The organism is Brevundimonas huaxiensis (assembly GCF_014218725.1).
Taxonomy (GTDB): domain Bacteria; phylum Pseudomonadota; class Alphaproteobacteria; order Caulobacterales; family Caulobacteraceae; genus Brevundimonas; species Brevundimonas huaxiensis.
Window position 1 is genome coordinate 31,188 of record NZ_JABBJE010000005.1, and the last position, 16,520, is coordinate 47,707.

Annotated in this window: 18 protein-coding genes; 10 read left to right on the plus strand and 8 right to left on the minus strand. The window is 66.4% G+C overall.

What is annotated here, in order from left to right; all coding sequences use genetic code 11:
- Positions 1-7 precede the first annotated feature (7 nt).
- The 4 genes from HF680_RS10900 (at position 8) to HF680_RS10915 (ending at position 3,537) form a co-directional block, all read left to right on the plus strand.
- Positions 8-886: a hypothetical protein gene (locus tag HF680_RS10900; protein WP_185225075.1), complete on the plus strand. Its 879-nt coding sequence runs from the start codon at positions 8-10 to the stop codon at positions 884-886.
- 145 nt (positions 887-1,031) lie between these two features.
- Positions 1,032-2,063: a tRNA dihydrouridine(20/20a) synthase DusA gene (gene dusA, locus HF680_RS10905; RefSeq protein WP_185225076.1), complete on the plus strand. Its 1,032-nt coding sequence runs from the start codon at positions 1,032-1,034 to the stop codon at positions 2,061-2,063.
- A 61-nt stretch (positions 2,064-2,124) separates the two neighbouring features.
- Positions 2,125-2,793, plus strand: a complete 669-nt coding sequence (locus HF680_RS10910; protein WP_185225077.1) for a hypothetical protein — start codon at positions 2,125-2,127, stop codon at positions 2,791-2,793.
- 186 nt (positions 2,794-2,979) lie between these two features.
- The gene (locus HF680_RS10915) at positions 2,980-3,537 is read left to right on the plus strand and encodes a 3D domain-containing protein (protein WP_039244236.1); all 558 of its coding nucleotides are present in this window, start codon (positions 2,980-2,982) and stop codon (positions 3,535-3,537) included.
- 74 nt (positions 3,538-3,611) lie between these two features.
- Here HF680_RS10915 and HF680_RS10920 read toward each other — a convergent pair whose 3' ends face one another.
- The 3 genes from HF680_RS10920 to HF680_RS10930 all read right to left on the minus strand — a co-directional run bounded on the left by HF680_RS10920 (position 3,612) and on the right by HF680_RS10930 (position 7,027).
- Positions 3,612-4,502 (minus strand): hypothetical protein, encoded by an 891-nt coding sequence (locus tag HF680_RS10920; protein WP_185225078.1) that lies wholly within the window; start codon positions 4,500-4,502, stop codon positions 3,612-3,614.
- 83 nt (positions 4,503-4,585) lie between these two features.
- Positions 4,586-4,909, minus strand: a complete 324-nt coding sequence (locus HF680_RS10925) for an Mpo1-like protein (protein WP_185225079.1) — start codon at positions 4,907-4,909, stop codon at positions 4,586-4,588.
- 219 nt (positions 4,910-5,128) lie between these two features.
- Positions 5,129-7,027 (minus strand): DEAD/DEAH box helicase, encoded by a 1,899-nt coding sequence (locus HF680_RS10930; RefSeq protein WP_185225080.1) that lies wholly within the window; start codon positions 7,025-7,027, stop codon positions 5,129-5,131.
- A gap of 206 nt (positions 7,028-7,233) precedes the next feature.
- On the opposite strand from HF680_RS10930, the gene HF680_RS10935 reads away from it, so the two are divergent.
- A complete protein-coding gene (locus HF680_RS10935; RefSeq protein WP_045811901.1) occupies positions 7,234-7,443 on the plus strand; it encodes a flagellar basal body rod C-terminal domain-containing protein in 210 nt (69 codons plus the stop codon).
- Positions 7,444-7,447: 4 nt separating this feature from the next.
- Here the strand turns inward: HF680_RS10935 and HF680_RS10940 are convergent, their stop codons facing one another.
- Complete coding sequence (locus tag HF680_RS10940; protein ID WP_045811900.1) at positions 7,448-8,131, minus strand: winged helix-turn-helix transcriptional regulator; 684 nt, start codon at positions 8,129-8,131, stop codon at positions 7,448-7,450.
- 58 nt (positions 8,132-8,189) lie between these two features.
- Here HF680_RS10940 and HF680_RS10945 point away from each other — a divergent pair, with 58 nt between their 5' ends.
- The 5 genes from HF680_RS10945 to ku all read left to right on the plus strand — a co-directional run bounded on the left by HF680_RS10945 (position 8,190) and on the right by ku (position 10,900).
- Positions 8,190-8,633 carry a VOC family protein gene (locus tag HF680_RS10945; RefSeq protein ID WP_185225081.1) on the plus strand — a complete coding sequence of 148 codons (444 nt, stop codon included), beginning with the start codon at positions 8,190-8,192 and terminating at the stop codon, positions 8,631-8,633.
- The gene (locus HF680_RS10950; RefSeq protein WP_082064532.1) at positions 8,633-9,094 is read left to right on the plus strand and encodes an SRPBCC family protein; all 462 of its coding nucleotides are present in this window, start codon (positions 8,633-8,635) and stop codon (positions 9,092-9,094) included. The genes HF680_RS10945 and HF680_RS10950 overlap by 1 nt, the downstream gene beginning before the upstream one ends.
- Entirely contained in the window at positions 9,091-9,573 is a 483-nt protein-coding gene (locus HF680_RS10955; protein WP_045811897.1) for a VOC family protein, read from the plus strand. Before HF680_RS10950 ends, HF680_RS10955 begins: the two co-directional genes overlap by 4 nt.
- Before the next feature lie 22 nt (positions 9,574-9,595).
- Entirely contained in the window at positions 9,596-9,949 is a 354-nt protein-coding gene (locus tag HF680_RS10960; protein ID WP_045811896.1) for a DUF1428 domain-containing protein, read from the plus strand.
- A 69-nt stretch (positions 9,950-10,018) separates the two neighbouring features.
- On the plus strand, positions 10,019-10,900 hold the full coding sequence (gene ku / locus HF680_RS10965) for a non-homologous end joining protein Ku (RefSeq protein WP_045811895.1): 882 nt from the start codon (positions 10,019-10,021) through the stop codon (positions 10,898-10,900).
- Here the strand turns inward: ku and ligD are convergent.
- The 4 genes from ligD to rpoD are packed head-to-tail and all read right to left on the minus strand — an operon-like array spanning position 10,897 to position 16,468.
- Positions 10,897-13,458: a DNA ligase D gene (gene ligD / locus HF680_RS10970; protein WP_185225082.1), complete on the minus strand. Its 2,562-nt coding sequence runs from the start codon at positions 13,456-13,458 to the stop codon at positions 10,897-10,899. The two genes, ku and ligD, sit on opposite strands and share 4 nt — an antisense overlap.
- Positions 13,459-13,492: 34 nt before the next feature.
- The gene (locus HF680_RS10975; protein WP_045811893.1) at positions 13,493-14,236 is read right to left on the minus strand and encodes an extensin-like domain-containing protein; all 744 of its coding nucleotides are present in this window, start codon (positions 14,234-14,236) and stop codon (positions 13,493-13,495) included.
- Between the two features lie 56 nt (positions 14,237-14,292).
- A complete protein-coding gene (locus tag HF680_RS10980; protein WP_082064531.1) occupies positions 14,293-14,472 on the minus strand; it encodes a DUF2256 domain-containing protein in 180 nt (59 codons plus the stop codon).
- Between the two features lie 49 nt (positions 14,473-14,521).
- On the minus strand, positions 14,522-16,468 hold the full coding sequence (gene rpoD, locus HF680_RS10985; protein ID WP_045811892.1) for an RNA polymerase sigma factor RpoD: 1,947 nt from the start codon (positions 16,466-16,468) through the stop codon (positions 14,522-14,524).
- Positions 16,469-16,520 lie beyond the last annotated feature (52 nt).

Genomic DNA, 16,520 nt, shown 5'->3' on the forward strand with positions numbered 1-16,520 from the left:
CCTTCCCATGCGCAACGCCCGCCTCGCCCTGATCGCCACCACCGCCCTGACCCTCGCGGGCGGCGCGGCCGTCGCCCAGACGCAATATCCTTCGACGACCCAGGATCGGCTGGGTGCGGTCGTGGGCGCCCTGTTCGGCGACCGGCTAGGGCTGTCGGCCATGGATCAGGCCTGGCTGCGCGGCGGCCGTCCGCTGCGTGACGGCCAGAGCCAGTTCTCGACCCGCGTGGACGCCAGCGTGCGCGCCGGAAGCGTCTCCGCCTCGGCCGCGACGCGCCTGCGCGCCGACTATTCGGCCCTGGTCGATCTGGAGAACCAATACGCCGTCGGCGGCATCTCGGCCCAGGAACGCGCCGATCTGAACGCTCGCTACACCGCCCTGACCCAGACGCTGGAAGCCGGCGCCTCGGGCTATGCCGACATGGACACCGTGGCCCAGGGCCGTGCGGACTTCGAGACCCGCGTCAACGCCGCCGTGACGGCGCGCCGCATCACCCGCACCGAGGCGACACGCCTGAAAACGGACTATCAGGCCCTGATCCAGCTGGAGAGCCGATACAGCGCCGACGGATCCATCAGCGCCAGCGAGCGCGCGGATCTGGACGCGCGTCTGGACGCCCTGGACCTGCGGGTCGGCGACGGCCCGGCCGGACAGACGCCGTCGGCCAACCTGCCCGCCCGCACGCGTCTGGCGAACCTGGAAACCGCCCTGATCGCCGCCGAGCGCTCGGGCGCCGTCAGCCGCACCGAGGCCGCCGACATTCGCGTCGAGGCCGGCGATCTCGCCCGCCTGGATGCCGCCTACAGCCGCACCAGCCCCTCGTCCGACGACACGGCCTATCTGAGCCGCCGCATCAGCGAACTGGAACTGCGCGTCCGTCGCTAGACCTGATCAGAGCGTCCCGTGCGATCCGGCGCGGGACGCCTATTCGGCTATACCCTTGCATTGGGAGCTCTGATTTCACGCCGGAGCGGAAATCGCGTATGGGCAGCCGCAGTCGCCTTTATATCGCCGGTCAAGCCGCAACCCCATGTCCCTGAACGCCTCCCGCACGTTGTCCATCGCCCCGATGATGGACTGGACCGATCGGCATTGTCGGGCGTTTCACAGGGCGCTGACGAATAAGGCGCTGCTTTATACCGAGATGGTGACGGCGCCGGCGGTGTTGCATGGGGATCGCGAGCGGCTGCTGGGGTTCGATGCGCTGGAGCATCCGGTGGCCTTGCAACTGGGCGGGTCGGATCCGGGGCAGTTGGCCGAGGCCGCCAAGGTCGGCGAGGCGTTCGGCTATGACGAGATCAATCTGAACGTCGGCTGCCCGTCGGACCGGGTGCAGTCGGGTCGGTTCGGCGCCTGTCTGATGCGCGAGCCCGAGTTGGTGGCCGACTGTATGGCGGCGATCAAGGGGGCCGTGAGCGTGCCGGCGACCGTCAAATGCCGCATCGGCGTGGACGATCAGGATCCGGTCGTCAGCCTGTTCGCCACGGTGGACGCCTGCGCCGCCGTCGGGATCGAGGTCTTCGTCGTCCATGCGCGCAAGGCCTGGCTGAAAGGTCTGTCGCCCAAGGAGAACCGCGACGTGCCGCCGCTGGACTATGATCTGGTGCGCCGGCTGAAGCGCGAGCGGCCGCATCTGAACATCTCGATCAATGGCGGCATCGCCTCGATGGACGCGGCCGAGGCGCATCTGGCCGAGGTCGACGGCGTGAAGCTGGACGGGGTCATGCTGGGCCGCGCCGCCTATCATGAGCCGGCCATTCTGGGTCAGGCGGATCGTCGCCTGTATGGCGAGCCGGTCGAGGATACCGACGCCTTCGCCGCGCTGGCGCGCTATCGGCCCTATATGGCCGCGCGGCTGGAGGAAGGCGTCGCCCTGCCTGCCATGGCGCGGCATATGCTGGGCTTGATGCACGGCCGGCCGGGCGCGAGGGCGTTCCGTCGCATTCTGACGGTCGAGGCCATCAAGCCCGGCGCAGGCCTGGAAGTGCTGGACCGCGCGGTGGAGGCTGTGCGCGAGGCTGAAGCCCGGCGCGACACGGCGCATGGAGACTGGGCGGCGTAACCCAATCTTCAGAGCCGGCCGGCAAGGTTAAGAGAACCCTGCCGTTTCGGACCTGCACGCCATGAAGACCCTGCTGATCGCCGCCGTCCTCGCGACCGCCCTGCCCGCCGCATCGGCCTTGGCGCAGGCCGACGGCCGATTCGCCCTCGGCGCCCAGGTCGGCACGCCGGGCGCCGGTCTTCAGGCCCAGTTCGCACTCAGCCCGGTCGTGGTGCTGCGCGGCGGCTATGACGTGCTGAAATGGGATCGGGACCAGACCTACAAGGGCATCGATTACGACGCCAAGATCGACTTCAAGTCGCCGGGCGCCTTTGTCGATCTGCACCCGTTCCGCAACGGCTTTCTGATCTCGGGCGGGGCCTATTTCGGTGATCGCAAGGTCGATCTGGACGCCACGCCCACCGACAACGTCAATGTCGGCGGCGCGACCTTCACCCCGGCCCAGGTCGGGACGTTGACCGGCCGCATCGACCTGGAAAGCACCGCGCCCTTCGTCGGCCTGGGCTATGACAACACCTTCACGCGGGGCGGACGGCTGGGCTTCCGCCTTCTGGCCGGCGCGGCCTTTGGCGATGCGCCGCAAGTGAATCTGGACGCCCGCGGCGGGACGTTGTCGAACGATCCCACCTTCCGTTCGCGTCTGGATCAGGAAGAGCGTGAAATTCAGGCCGAGGCCGATGATTACAAGGTCCTGCCGGTGCTTCAGGCGGGCCTGAACTTCAAATTCTGACGCCCAAAGGCGTCGTCCCTGAGTGCGAAGACTGGGGATAAATAGATTATGAAAAACAAGGCATTAACCTAGAAACAAATCGTAACAGACGGCGTCCGGGCGGGTTTTGCCACTTTTCCGCCACAGGTTAACGCGACAAGGCCAGCGCCGGCGGCGTTGGGAGCCGGTGTCTCCTGAGCGACATTCATGATCGGCGCCTCCGCTGCTATCGCCATGCTTTGGGCTGCCGTGTCGTCTGTGACGAGCGGGCCTGTCCCCTACAATGACGTCGTAGCGGCGGATCAAGTCAGGACTGAAACCCCTGCCGCCATCGTCGGTTCCGATGAAGTCGAGACCGCCCTGAACGCCGAACAGGCCGAGCTGATGGCCTCCGATCCCGACTGGCGCGCGTCGGCGCGCCTCTATCACGCAGGCGGCGGCGGCGCGACGGGCAACGATTCGCTGGGTTGCCGTCCGATCGCCATGCGCACCGTCGCGGTCGATCCCCGCGTGATCCCGCGCCGCACCAAGCTGTTCATCCGCGAAACTGTCGGCATGCGCCTGGCCGACGGTTCGATTCACGACGGTTACTGGTACGCCTCCGACACCGGCGGCGCGATCAAGGGCCAAAAGATCGACCTCTATACCGGCACCGGTCGCGGCTCGATGAACCAGGCGCAACGCCTGAACATGCGCACCCTGACCATCGTGGACGCCGGCGATTTCGACGGCTGCCCCCCGGCCTGGACCACTGCTTCCAACTGATCCGGCCGATCATGAAAAACGCCGGCTGACCGCGAAGGTCAGCCGGCGTTTTCGTGTCTGAAGCCTTACGCCGATCAGTCCAGTTCGGACACTTCCAGCGTCGACTGCACCATCGAGCCGTTATAGGTGCCGACCCAGATGTCGTAGCGGCCGCTCTGGGGGTTCGTGATCGTGACCTTAGGATCCAGACCACCGGCGCTGTCATCGTCGCAGTAGAAGCGGCCGTTTGGCGTATTGATCAGCAGGGTCGTGTCTTCCGATGCGCGCACGCGGAAGGTCAGATCGGCGTCGCCCGGCTCGAAGAAGATCTGGATGTCGGGGGCCGAACTGACCGAGCCTTCGCAGCCCGCCTTGGCGGCCGAGGCGGGCGAGGAGCCGCCGGCCAGGATCGACTTGGTCCAGGGGTCGGGCGTGAAGCCGCCGCGCAGATTGGCCGTGCCGTAGTTGGGCTCAAGGTCCATGTTGGGCGCAGCGCCCGCCGTCGTGTCGGTGCCGCCCAGTTCGCTGATCTGCAGCGTCGACTGGACCATGTTGTCGTTATAGGTGCCCAGCCAGATGTCGTAGCGACCGCTCTCGGGATTGGAGATGGTCACCATCGGGTCCAGGTCGCCGCCGCTGTCATCGTCGCAGTACCAGCGGCCGCCGGGGCTGTTGACCAGCAGCGTCGTGTCCTCGCTGGCGACCGCCTTGATGGTCAGGTCCAGATCGCCGGCTTCGAAATTCAGTTGCAGGTCGGGCGCGGCGCTGACCTTGCCCTCGCAGCCCGACTGCGCGGCCGAGGCGGCGATCGAACCGCCCGCGAGGATGGACTTGGTCCAGGGATCGGGCGTGAAGCCGGTCTCAAGCCGCACCGAGCCGTAGTTGGGGTTCAGGGTGAAGTCGGGCTTGGCCGCGCTCTTCTGCGCCAGGCTGACGCCAGGGGCGAGCAGCACGGACGCTGCGGCGATGGCGGCGATGGATTTCATGATGCTCCCTCCAGCAGCAGCGGCGCCATGCCGCAGGCGGAGGTTAATCCGTTTCGCCGAACCGTGCAGCTTGAAATACGGCCTCAGAACCGGCGCTTGCCCGTCACCGTCTCGAAGAACAGGCGAAAGTCGCCCATCAGGCTCCACAGCGGATATTTGAACGTCGCGGGCCGGTTCTTTTCGAAGAAGAAATGCCCGACCCAGGCGAAGCCGTAGCCCACGAGCGGCATGGCCAGCAGCCACCAGGCGTTCCGCGTCGCCACGAAGGCGACGAAGGCCAAGATCACCAGAAAGGTGCCGACGACGTGGATGCGCCGGCACGTCCGGTTGGAATGCTCGTGGATGTAATAGGGATAAAAGGCCTCGAACGAGGCGTAACGGCCCTCGGGTGCGGACGGCGTGCTCATGGGCGGAGGGTGCGCCGGGATCTTGTAGGTGGCAAGAGCGCCGATCCTCCCCCGCCTGCGGGGGAGGGGGACCGCGAAGCGGTGGAGGGGGCGACCGCCGAGCTGTCATTTGAAGATCGGACGACAGATGAGCTTTGCGGCGGAGTTGGAGACGTATTCGCCCCCTCCACCCCGCTACGCGCGGTCCCCCTCCCCCGTGAAGAACGGGGGAGGATTTGATCAGCCCTTGGGCTTGCCCTTGAAGCCGTCCTTCTTGAAGCCCGGCTTGGCCTTGAAGGGCTTCTTGGCATAGGGCTTGTCGCCCGAGGCGTTGGAGCGCGGGTTGGCGCCGCCGTCAGCCTTCGGCGCCCAAGGCTTCTTCTTGAACGGCGGGCGGGCGTCGCCTTCGCCGCCGTCGGCGCGCTTGTAGGGCGTTTTCTTGAACGGGCGGTCGCCGTCCTCGCGCGGCTTGCCGGCGAAGCGGCTGGCCTTCATCGAGCCGGGCGTCGGGGCTTCCGACGGGGTGATTTTCACCTCGTCCTTGGAGGCGGCGACGGCTCCGCGGAAGGCCTTCTCGTGGGTCTTGGCGACCTCGAAACGGGTCTCCTCGGGGAAGGTGCGGATGGCGCCGATCTGGGGCTTGGAAATGCCGCCGATGCGGCAGATCAGCGGGATCAGCCATTTCGGGTCGGCGTTCTTGTTGCGGCCCACGTCCAGACGGAACCAGACCACTTCGTCGGCGCCCAGACGCTCGCCCGGCCAGGGTTGGGCCGCCGTGCCGTCATCGTTGCGGACCATGCGATCGCGCTTGGCCGGACCGCGATCCGAACCCGGATCGGACAGTTCTTCCGGCGCAGGCTGTTCCTTGCGCAGCAGACGCACCAGGGCGGCGGCGATCTCGTCGGGGGTGCGTTCGGCGATCATCCGCTTGGCGACGACCATGTCCTCGTCGGAGACGTCGGCCTCGAAGTGCGACGGCGACAGCAGACGGTCCTCGTCGGCCTTGCGGATTTCGTCGAAGGTCGGGGCGCCGGTCCAGACGGCGTCGATGCCGGCCTCGTCCATCAGCCGCTCGGCCTTGCGACGACGCGAATGCGGAACCAGCATGACCGAGATGCCCTTCTTGCCCGCCCGGCCCGTTCGGCCCGAGCGGTGCAGCAGGCCGGCGCGGTTCATCGGCAGTTCGGCGTGGATGACCAGACCCAGGTCCGGCAGGTCCAGACCGCGCGCGGCCACGTCGGTGGCGACGCAGACGCGGGCGCGGGCGTCTCGCAGCGACTGGAGCGCATCGGTACGCTCGCGCTGACCCATTTCGCCCGACAGGCTGACGGAAGAGAAGCCGCGCTCCAGCAGCGACGACTGCAGGTGACGCACGCTGTCGCGGGTCGAGCAGAAGACCATGGCGCGCGGCGCCTCGAACCAGCGCAGGGTGTTGACCACCGCGTGCTCGATCTCGTTGGGCGCGATGCGATAGGCGCGGTATTCGATGTCGGCGTGCTGGCGCGTCTTGTCGGTCGCGTCGATGCGGACCGCGTCCTTCTGATAGCGTTTGGCCAGGGTGGCGATGTCGCGCGCGATGGTCGCCGAGAACAGCAGGGTGCGGCGTTCGGCCGGCGCCTGATCCAGGATGTGCTCCAGGTCCTCGCGGAAGCCCATGTCCAGCATCTCGTCGGCCTCATCGAGGACGGCGACCTTCAGCTCGGACAGGTCCAGGTTGCCCCGGTCGATGTGGTCCTTTAGGCGGCCGGGCGTGCCGACGACGATGTGGACGCCGAAGCCCAGCGCGCGGGCTTCACGGCGCGCATCCATGCCGCCGACGCAGGTGGCGATTTTGGCCCCGGCATCGGCGTACAGCCATTGCAGCTCGGCCGCGACCTGCATGGCCAGTTCCCGCGTCGGCGCGATGGCCAGGCACAGCGGCGCGCCGCCGGCGCCGAAGATCGGCTTGTCGCCCAGCAGGGTCGGCGCAGCGGCCAGACCGAAGGCCACGGTCTTGCCCGAGCCCGTCTGGGCCGAGACCAGCAGGTCGCGATCCGCATGCTCCGCCTCCAGCACGGCGGCCTGAACCGGAGTGGGTTCGGCATAGCCCTTGTTGATCAGGGCGCGGTCGAGCGCGGGATGGACGGCGGGAAAGGGCATAGGAAACCTGGGACAACGGACAAGGGCGGTCGCCGAAACGACCGCGCCCGGCCGAGGTCAGACCTCAGGCCGGGCGAATGATGGCGCTCTATACATCAATAAGGGCGCAAGCGGGGCGGAAAACGCCGTTCACCCTGTTCCTTCAGGCGACGTTGACGGGAAAGACGCAGTCTGGCGATCGAACCCACCGCGTCCGGAGCTTCGCCATGCAAGCGCTATCTATCGCCGCCGCCGGAATGACGACCGCGCAGAACCGGTTCGACAACAGCGCGCGCCGCACCGCCAACGCGCCGCTGGACAATCTCGCCGAGGAAACCGTGGAGCGGATCCAGGCTAAGACCGCCTTCAGCGCCAACGCCGCCGTTCTGCGCACCGCCGACGACATGACCGGAACCCTGCTGGACATGCTGGCCTGAAACCTCAGACCGGCGCCTTCTCCGGCAGGTTGAAGAAGCCGACGAAGCGGTCGAACACGGCACGGTCGCCGGTCAGGGTCATCAGGCCGTCGGCCTCGAAGGCGGCGGGCGGGACCTTGCCGTAGACGCAGGCGGCGACCAGCGGCGGTTGGGTCGTCAGGACGACGTCGGCGGCGTCCGTGGGGCCGCGGCGGGTCGTGATCGTCCCCTTTTCGATCTGAACGACGAAAGGTTCTTCGCCGAAGACGAAACCGACGGTCATCGCGGCGTCTCCGGCCAGGGCCGGATCGAACATCGTCTCGAACGACTGCATGATCGACACCGCGCTGATCGGCAGGGTCGGGTCGTGGCTAGGCGAGCGCGCGGCCCAGCCGCCCAGCACCATGAAGACCGGCTTGATCTCGTATCCCCAGGGCGTCAGCTCATAAACCTGGACAGAGGCGGGCGGCGGCAGTTTGCGGCGGGTGACGATGCCCGAAGCCTCCAGCCCCTCCAGTCGCTGGGTCAGCACGTTCGCGGAAATGCCGTGCAGATCCTTTTTCAGATCACCGAACCGGCGCGGGCCCATCATCAGTTCGCGGATCACCAGCAGGGCCCAGCGCTCGCCAATCAGGTCCAGCCCGTGCGCGGCGCCGCAGGCGTCGTGATATCGACGACCAGCCCTATCGGTTATCTTTTCTAACTTCATAGTTGACTATCGTAATCATCGGAGTCAGGTTTCGCAAATAACAAGGAGAGGAAACGCCGTGGCTCAGCTGATTTTCATCAACCTGCCGGTCGCCGACCTGCCCCGATCGATCGCCTTCTATGAGGCCGTCGGCGCGACCAGGAACCCCATGTTCAGCGACGACACGGCCGCCTGCATGGTGGTGTCGGACGTGATCCACGTCATGCTGCTGACCCACGACAAATGGCGCACCTTTACCAATCGGGCGATCCCCGACGCCCACGCCTCGGCCCAGGTTCTGCTGTGCCTGTCACGCGACAGCCGCGAGGCGGTCGACGCCGTCGTGGCCCAGGCGGGCGCCGCCGGCGGCGAGATCGATCCCAATGCGACCCAGGACTACGGCTTCATGTACGGGCGCAGCTATGCCGATCCGGATGGCCATATCTGGGAAGTCATGTGGATGGACCCGGCCGCCGTCGCCGCCGGTCCCGAAGCCTTCGCCGCCAACGCCATGGTGTCGTGATGGCCGACATCCGCGAACTGAGCATCAGCCGGCTGATCAAGGCCTCGCCGGAAACGGTGTGGAAGATCTACACTGAGCGCACCGGCGAGTGGTTCTGCCCCCGCCCGTGGACCACGCCGGTCGTGGATTGGGACCTGCGCATCGGCGGGCGGGCCAATGTCGAAATGGCTTCGCCCGAGGGCGAGCGGCATCCCTATTCCGGCGTGTTTCTGGAGGTGGATCCGGGCCGCAAACTGGTCTCGACCGGCGCCTTCACCGAGGGCTGGGTTCCGCAGGCCGGCGACATGAACTTCGTGCGCATTGACACCTTCGAGCCCGAGGCCGGTGGAACCCGCTACACCGCCACCGCCCGGCATTGGGACGAAAAAGCCGCCGAGGCCCACAAGGCCATGGGCTTCGAACAGGGCTGGGGCGCGGTCGCCGATCAACTGGCGGCGTTGGCGGAAGGCGATGCGACATGACCGACAAGATCATTCCCTGCCTGTGGTTCGACGGCGACGCCGAGGCCGCGACCGCCTTCTACGTCAGCCTGCTGCCCGACAGCCGCATCACGGCCGTCAACCGTTCGCCGGTCGATACGCCCTCCGGCCCTGAAGGATCGGTGCTGACGGTGCAGTTCGTGCTGGCGGGTCATCAGTATCTGGCGCTGAACGGCGGCCCGAACTTTCGCTTCACCGAGGCCGTCTCCTTCATGGTGATGACCGAGGATCAGGCCGAGACGGACCGGCTGTGGGACGCCCTGCTCGCCGATGGCGGCAGCGAAAACGCCTGCGGCTGGCTGAAGGATCGCTGGGGCCTGTCGTGGCAGATCACGCCCCGTCGCCTGATGGAACTGACCACCGATCCGAACCCCGCGCGCGCCAAGGCCGCCATGCAGGCCATGATGGGCATGATCAAGATCGACATCGCGGCGCTGAACCGCGCCGTCGCCGACCTTTGAATCCAGAAAGATGAGACGACCGATGACCTATGTGACCGGCTTTTTGACCCCCGTAAAAACCGAGGACAAGGCGCGCTACGTGAAGTCCGCCGAGGCGTCCTGGCCCCTGTTTCAGAAATACGGCGCCCTGTCGCAGGTCGAGACCTGGGGCGAGGACGTGCCGGACGGCGAACTGACCAGCTTTCCCATGGCGGTGAAGCTGCAGGAAGGCGAGGTCGTCGTCTTCTCCTGGGTCACCTGGCCCGACCGCGCCACCGCCGACGCCTGTTTTGGCAAGATGCAGGACGACCCCGACTTTGCGAACATGGACATGCCCTTCGACGGCAAACGCATGATGTGGGGCGGGTTCAGCGTCGCCTTCGAAGGCAAGGCCTGATCCCCCGGCGGCGGCCCGGTTCGAACGCAAATCGCCCTGACGCATTGTCAGGGATCGAGGAGAACCGACATGGCCGCCCGCCCCACCTGGCAAGGACATCTGAAGCTGTCGCTGGTCACCTGTCCGGTGGCCATCTACACGGCGACGACCAGCACGAACGACGTGCGGTTTCACCTGATCAATCCCGACACCAACAATCGCATCCGCATGGTGCCGACCGATCCGGACGCCGGGCCGGTCGAGCGCAGCGATCTGGTGCGCGGCTATGAGGTGTCCAAGGACGAATACGTCCTGTTCGACGACGCTGACTTCGACAAAGTGAAGCTGGAAAGCACCAAGACCATCTCGATCGACAAGTTCGTCGACGAGGCCGACATCGACCGGCTGTATTGGGACGATCCCTTCTTCGTGGTCCCAGAAAAAGGCGCGGGCGTCGAAGCCTTCGCCGTCATTCGCGACGCCATGAAGAAACAGGGAAAGGTGGCCTTGGGCCAGTTGGTCCTACGCGGCAAGGAGCGTCAGCTGGCGCTGGAGGTGCGGGGCAAGGGGCTGATCGCCTACACCCTGCGCGCCCATGACGAGGTGCGCGATTCCGACGACTACTTCGACGACATTCCGACAGTGAAGGCCGATCCCGACATGGTCGAGATCGCCGCGCGCATCATCGGTCAGAAGGAGGCGGACTTCGATCCGACCGATTTCAAGGACGGCTACGACGACGCCCTGCGCGCGATGATCAAGGCCAAGTCCAAGGGTGGCAAGGGCGTGGTCGATGTCGCCGAACCCGACGACACCAATGTCATCGACCTGATGGCCGCATTGCGGAACAGCCTGAAAGGATCGGCGGCGGGGACGAAGACGCCGGCCGCCAAGAAGGCCCCTGCAAAGAGGGCCCCGGCAAAGAAGGCGGCGCCCAGGAAGTCCGCGGCAAAGAAGAAGACAGCGGCCTAGACGCCCATCTTTTTCAGAGCCGATTTCAAGCTGACCGCCGAGGCGCGGAAATCAGCCCACGGATCGGGCTTCTTGAGCAAGGTCGGATAGGTCCAGAGGTTGAATGCGGCGGGGTCCAGCCCGGCCTTCACCTGCCCCCACGACAGCGGGAAGGCGATCCCCGCCCCCGGCCGTGCGCGCGGCGACCAGGGCGCGACCGCCGTCGCCATCCGCCCGTTGCGCAGATAGTCGATGAAGATCTTTCCTCCCCGCGCCTTCTTGGCCAGGGTCGTGGTGAACCGGTCTGGCGCCTCGGCGCGGATGGCCTCGGCCATCGCCTTGGCGAAGGCCTTGTTCTGATCCCAGGTCACGCGCGAGCGGGCGTCAGTCTTGATCGGCACGACGACGTGCAAACCCTTCCCCCCGGTCGTCTTGACGAAGGCGGCCAGACCCAGCGCCTCGATCTTCGCCTTCACGACCTTGGACGCGGCAATGACGTCGGCGAAGTCCAGCCCCTCGTCCGGATCCAGGTCGAAGGTGATCTGCTCGGGGATTTCCGGCTGGCCGGGCGCACAGCCCCAGGGGTGCAATTCCAGCCCGCCCGACTGGGCGATGGCGACCAGGCCGCCGACATCGACGGCGGCGACATAAGGGGTGCGGGCCTTGACGTCGATCAGCTTCAGTCGCGGGTTTGACCCTGCCATGGCATGACGCTGGAAGAAGGTCTCGCCCCCGATGCCCTCGGGCGCCCGGATGATCGAGGTCGGCCGGTCCGTCACATGGGGCAGTATCCGCTCGGCCGCCGCCTCGTAGTAGCGCGCCAGATCGGCCTTGGTGATCGCCGGCCGATCGCCCACGGCGGGCCACAGCACCTTGTCGGGGCTGGAGATGGTCACGCCCGCCACGACCACCTTGCCGGGCTTTCCGGCCGGTCGCACCGTCATCGTGGTCTTCTTGGCTTCGCCCATGTCCGTGGGCGTTTGCGGCGCCTGGGTGACCTCGGCGGCTGTCTTGTCTTCGCGCAACCCCTTGAACGCCGCCTGCCGCAACGATCCGGATTCGGTATAGCCGCCGTGCTCAACCTCGGCGACCAGCACCGGTTTGACCCAATGGATGTCCTTGGCCGCCTTGGGCGCGCCCGCCCCGGCAAAGGGGGATTTATCCGCCGCCACGCCCTTAAGCGCCGGAACAAGGGTCTTCGTTACCGCCTCGCCATAGCCCGTGCCGACCCGGCCCAGATAGCGAAGGCTGCCCTTTTCCCTGACCCCGACCAGGAGAGAGCGGAACCGCGTCCCGCCCTCGGACGACCAGCCGCCGATCACCACTTCGTCGCGCCCCCGGCATTTGGACTTCAGCCAGGTCGACGACCGCCCGGCATGATAGGGGGCGTCCAGTTTCTTGGAGATCACCCCTTCCAGATCCATGCGGCAGGCGCTCTCCAGCACCGCCTGGCCGGTCGAGGCGAAATGCTCGACGTAGCGCAGTCGCCCGGCGGCCGCCTTTCCGATCCGGTTCACATAGGCCTGCAGCCGCGCCTTGCGATGCGACAGCGGCAGTTTGCGCAGATCCTCCGCCCCCTCGAACAACAGGTCGAAGGCGAAATAGACCAGGCCTTCCGTCTTCTCGTCCGAAATGGCGGCCTGCAACGCCCCGAAGTCCGGCATGTGATCGTCATCCAGCGCGCACAGCTCGCCGTCGATCACCGCGTCGGGCCAGGTCGCCGCATCCGCTGCGAGGTCGGGAAACTTGTCGCTCCAGTCCAGACCCTTGCGCGTCCGCAAGACCGCCCGACCGCCGCCGACCCCGATCTGGATGCGATAGCCGTCGAACTTGATCTCGTGCGCCCAGCCCGTTCCACCTGGCGGATGGTCGGTCACCTTGCACAGCTGGATCGGCACGAAGGCCGGCGGCTTCTTGGTCTTCGCCGCCGCTTTGGAGGGTTTGGGCTTGGCCGGACCTTTACGCCCGGTCGGCTTGGACGCCGTCCATTCCTTTGTCCCATCCGCGATCTCGGCCAGCGACCGGCCGGTCGTCACCGAGGCGTCGATTTCGGCGAGCGCATCGCCCTCTCCAGCCACGGCGAAGTCGTCCTTCTCCTTCAGCAGCAGCCAGTTGTTGCGTTTGGAGGGCTTGCCCCGATCGCGCTTCAACCGGATCAGAGCCCATTTGCCCTTCAGCCGCTCGCCGTGAAGGATCATCTTGATCTGACCCTTGGCCCAGGCCGCCTCCAGGTCCGGCTCCTGCGGCTCCCAGGTGCCGACGTCCCACATCTGCACCGTGCCGGCGCCGTAGTTGCCATCGGGAATCGTCCCCTCGAACGACCCGTAATCCAGCGGATGATCCTCGACCTCGACCGCCAGCCGCTTGACCGCCGTGTCGCGCGACGGCGCTTTGGTCACGGCCCAGGATTTCAGCACCCCGTCCGCCTCGATGCGGAAATCGTAGTGCAGACGCGTCGCCGCGTGGCGCTGGATCAGATAGCGAAAGCCGCCCTTGGCGCGCCTGGCCTTGGCGCCCTTCGGCTCGGGCGTCTCGCCGAACCGGCGCTTGGCCTGATAGGTCTTCAGTTCACCGCGCATAGGGGCGTAATCCGCCCCGCGCCAAAGCGTTGCCTCAGCGACAGAAGCGCGTGTCGGTCGCCTCGAGGTGCAGGTGGTCGTAGTGGACGGCGTTGTAGTCGGGGCTGAGCGTCGTGCCGAAGATGCGGCAGGCGTCGTCGCGGATACGCTTCAGAAAGCGCGCTTCGGGCGTGTCGCCGCTCCAGTCCTTGGTCACGGTGATGCGCCGCCCGTCCCTCAGCCGCACCCCGGCGAAGTCCAGCGCCGCCGCCTGGGAATGGGCGCTGATGCGGTTCGAGCCCACACCGTTGTTCACGTTGCGACAGGCGTAGGCCCCCATGTGATCGATCTGCACGACGTCCGAGCCCAGGATTTCTCGCGCCGCCGGCTCGAGCGACTGACGACGCCAGATGCTCAGCGCCAGCGCGGTCTGGCAGGTCATCTCCACATCGCCCGGCGCCATGCGCGCCACCGTCCCCAGGTCGGCGCCCAGCACCCCGCCCTTGCTCAGCCCGCAGGTCGCGGTGTTCTGGCGATCCGGGACGGGGCTGAACCGCACGCGCGCGGCGTTCAACTCGGCCAGGCACCGGCCCAGATCGCCGCCTTCGCGCACGACCAGCGCCTGGGTCCCGCCGTCGATCATCCGATCCACCAGCCCCCCGACCAGCGGCGCCTCGGTGCGTGACGGATAGGGCGATGTCGGCCGCAGCGGCTCAGGGGGACGCCGCACGCAGCCGCTGAGGATCAGCAGGACGCCAAGGCCGATGAGAATGTGAGAGACGCGCGACACGGAGTGCATGGTCGCGACGCTTAGCTGATTCCCGCCGCCGCCGTGGTCACGAGGCGGAGAGCCGTCTATCGGCGCTCTTCGGACGCGCCATTTGCCCGGCAACGATCCGAGCAGAACCGCACCTGATCCCAGTCCCGCGCCCACTTTTTTCGCCAAGCGAAAGACAGGCCGCAGGCGGCGCAGCGCTTTTGCGGCAGGTCGGACTTGGCCGGCGCCGTACCGAGATTGACGTGTTTTCGGGCCATGTCGCCTGCCAAGAAAAAGGGCGGCCCGTCAGGGCCGCCCTTGATCGTATCAGCTGTCCAGGAAGGATCGCAGTTTGCGCGACCGCGACGGGTGCTTCAGCTTGCGCAGCGCCTTGGCCTCGATCTGACGGATGCGTTCGCGGGTCACCGAGAACTGCTGGCCGACTTCTTCCAGCGTGTGGTCCGTGTTCATGCCGATGCCGAACCGCATCCGCAGGACCCGCTCCTCGCGCGGCGTCAGCGACGCCAGCACGCGGGTCGTGGTCTCGCGCAGGTTCGACTGGATGGCCGCGTCGATCGGCAGGACGGCGTTCTTGTCCTCGATGAAGTCACCCAGGTGGCTGTCTTCCTCGTCCCCGATCGGGGTTTCCAGCGAGATCGGCTCCTTGGCGATCTTCAGGACCTTGCGCACCTTCTCCAGCGGCATGGCCAGCTTTTCCGCCAGCTCTTCCGGGGTCGGCTCGCGGCCGATCTCGTGCAGCATCTGGCGGCTGGTGCGAACGATCTTGTTGATCGTCTCGATCATGTGCACCGGAATGCGGATGGTGCGCGCCTGGTCGGCGATCGAGCGGGTGATCGCCTGACGGATCCACCATGTGGCGTAGGTCGAGAACTTGTAGCCGCGACGATACTCGAACTTATCGACCGCCTTCATCAGGCCGATGTTGCCCTCCTGGATCAGATCTAGGAACTGCAGGCCGCGGTTGGTGTATTTCTTGGCGATGGAGATCACGAGGCGCAGGTTGGCCTCGACCATTTCCTTCTTGGCCTGACGCGCTTCGCGTTCGCCCTTCTGCACCGTCTGGACGATGCGGCGATAGTCGTCGATCGGCAGACCGGCTTCCAGCGCCACGGCGGCGACGTCGGAACGGATGGTCGCGATCTGGCTGGCTTCGTTCTCGCTGAACTTGGTCCAGCGCACGCCCTGATCCTTGATCCGGTCGGTCCAGGTGGGGTCGAGCTCGGAGCCGAAGTAGGCCTTGAGGAACTCGGGCCGCGAAATGCCGTAGCTGTCGGCCAGGCGCAGAAGACGGCCTTCCAGACCGATCAGGCGCTTGTTGATCGCATAGAGCTGCTCGACCAGCGCCTCGATACGGTTGTTGTTCAGCTTCATGGTCTTCAGACGATCCGAGATGGACGTCGTCAGCGCCTGATAGGCCTTTTCATCCTTGGCGCTCAGCACCTCGCCCTTCAGACGGGTCTGTACCAGCTTGTCCTGCAGCTGGCGGAAGGCGCCGAAATCGGCGGCGATGGCGTTCAGAACCTCCATCACCCCGTCGCGCAGCTCGGCTTCCAGCGCCGAGATCGACATGCCGCCGCCGTCGTCGAAGTCGTCGTCGTCTTCGTCGTCAGATTCAGGCTTGTCTTCGGCGGCCGGCTTGTCCTCGGCCTCGTCTTCCTCTTCGCCTTCAGGCTGGGCGGCGCCCGGCAGGGACGAAGGGTTCAGCACGCCATAGGTGGCGTCCAGGTCGATGACCTCGCGCAGCAGGATGCGGTTGTTTTCCAGCTCGTCGCGCCACACCATGATGGCCTCGAAGGTCAGGGCGCTTTCGCACAGACCCGAGATCATGGCGTCGCGGCCGGCCTCGATCCGCTTGGCGATGGCGATTTCGCCCTCGCGGCTCAGCAGTTCGACCGAACCCATCTCGCGCAGATACATGCGCACGGGGTCGTCGGTGCGGTCATAGGCCGACTTGGCGGGCGTTTCGGCCACGGCGGTGCCGGCGGCGGCGGCGACGTCGGTGGACTGCTGCTCCTGCGCGTCCTCCTCGGCCTCCACGACGTTGACGCCCATTTCGGACAGCATCGCCAGGGTGTCTTCAATGGCGTCGGGCGTGACTTCTTCGGATGGCAGGACCTTGTTCAGCTCCTCCATCGTCACATAGCCGCGCGCCTTAGCTTGCTTGATGAACTTCTTGACGCCGGCGTCCGTCAGATCGAGCAGGGGCCCATCGGTCGAAACCTCGGTGTCCTGCGTCTCGGTCTGTGCGTTCATAGTCAGTCTGTCTCCAGCCGAGAGGGTGATCAGTCCGCCTCGGCGAAAAATA